At 62.8% G+C, this 1772-nt stretch carries 1 protein-coding gene; it reads right to left on the bottom strand.

Going from position 1 to position 1772, the window contains the following annotated elements:
- Positions 1-75: 75 nt before the first annotated feature.
- Positions 76-1686: an MDR family MFS transporter gene (locus tag AAFX91_RS41410; protein ID WP_394570320.1), complete on the bottom strand. Its 1611-nt coding sequence runs from the start codon at positions 1684-1686 to the stop codon at positions 76-78.
- Positions 1687-1772: the final 86 nt, after the last annotated feature.

Below are 1772 nucleotides of genomic sequence, written 5' to 3'. Positions count from 1 at the left end.
CCTGCGTCCACGATCTTCGAATCATGGTTGCCCATGGATTCAGAATCCTCAGTCAATTACAACTGTAATGCTAGTCTAATGCGCGCCACCGCCGGCAAGTGCGCCCGGCTTCTTCAGCAGCGCCGCGGCGAACAGGGCGACGATCAGTGCAACGCCCATCACGTAGAAGGTGTCGCTGAAAGCTAGAATATAGGCCTGCTTCTGCACGAACCTGCCGACCGCGACGATGGCGCGGTGCGTCGCGTCGGCATGGTCGGCGACGCCATGGCTCATGAAATATTGCGTGAGCTGCTCGATCCGCGTGCGGGTCGCCTGCTCCAGCAGCGAGACCGACTGCATCAGCACGTTGGAGTGATACTGCTCGCGTTTGGTCAAGAGCGTCTGCAATAGCGCGATGCCGACGGCGCCGCCGAGATTGCGCATCATGTTAAAAAGCCCCGATGCCGAGCCGGCATTCTCTGCCTCGATGCCCGCGGTCGCGACCGCCGACAGCGGCGCCATCACCAGCGCCTGGCCGATCGCGCGCACGATGTTGGGCCAGAACAACTGGTCGGTGGCGTAGTCGTTGGTCATGTAGATGTTCATGAAATTCGAGGCCGCGAACAGCGTGAATCCGACCCCGATGATGATGCGTGGGTCGAAGCGCTGCATAAGGCGCGGCACCAACGGGATGAGCGCGAGCTGCGGCAGCCCCGTCCATGCCAGCACCATGCCGATCTGCTCGGCGTTGTAGCCCTGAATCCGTGACAGATATTGCGGCAGGATGAACACCGAGCCGTACAGCGCGGTGCCAAGCAGGAAATTGGCCAGCATGCCGAAGCCGAAGTTGCGGCGGAGCAGCAGGCGTAGGTTGAGCAGCGGCTTGTTCGTGGTCAGCTCGATCACAATGAAAGCCGCCAGCGCCACCGCCGCGATGACGGAGAGGCGGACGATGAAGGACGAGCCGAACCAGTCGTCCTTGTTGCCTTCCTCCAGCACCGTCTGCAGCGCCGACAGGCCGATCGCCATGGTGAGGATGCCGGGCCAGTCGCCTTCGCGCAGAAGCGAAAGCTTCATCGGCTTCGCTTCCAGCGAGAAATAGAGCATGCCGACCATGATCGCGCCGGGCACCAGGTTGACATAGAAGATGTACTGCCAGCCCCAGTTCTCGGTGAGATAGCCGCCGATGGTCGGGCCGATGGCGGGAGCAAACGTCGCCGACAGGGCGAACAACGCGAGCCCGACCGGCTGCTTCGCCCTCGGCAGCAGCATGATGATCAAGGTGAACGCCATCGGGATCAGCACGCCGCCGGTGAAACCCTGCACGGCGCGCAGCACGATCATCTGCGGCAGGTCATGTGCCAGCGCGCAGGCCGCCGAGAAGACGAGGAACAGCACAGCATTGGTCAGGAGATAGCGGCGGATCGAGAACACCTGCGCGAGCCAGCTGCTCAAGGGGATCACCACGATCTCGGCGACCAGATAGGAGGTCGAGATCCAGCCGCCGTCATCGATGCCGGCGCCGATCGCGCCCTGGATGTCCGCCAGCGAGGCGTTGACAATCTGGATGTTGAGCACCGCCATGAAGGCGCCGAGATTGGCGCCGACCACCGCGATCCAGATCTTTGCGGGGATGGCCGGTGCCGCGGGTGTTGGGCTGAGGTCCGCTGAGGACGCGGCGTTGAGCGTGGGCTGTAGCGTTGTCATTAGTCTCGTCCGCTAGGCCGTGTGGACAGTTACCTTATCCAGAGCAGAGTGGCGGCAATGGCGACGACGGCGAAGTAGTTTCGCGC

This window comes from Bradyrhizobium sp. 31Argb (genome assembly GCF_043638955.1).
GTDB lineage: Bacteria > Pseudomonadota > Alphaproteobacteria > Rhizobiales > Xanthobacteraceae > Bradyrhizobium.
Note: the sequence above shows the minus strand (reverse complement) of the source record. Positions and strands in the feature narration are given on the sequence as shown.

Excerpts from the sequence above, each read along its gene's own strand:
- AAFX91_RS41410 (WP_394570320.1), bottom strand. The coding sequence starts at position 1,686 with ATGACAACGCTACAGCCCACGCTCAACGCCGCGTCCTCAGCGGACCTC.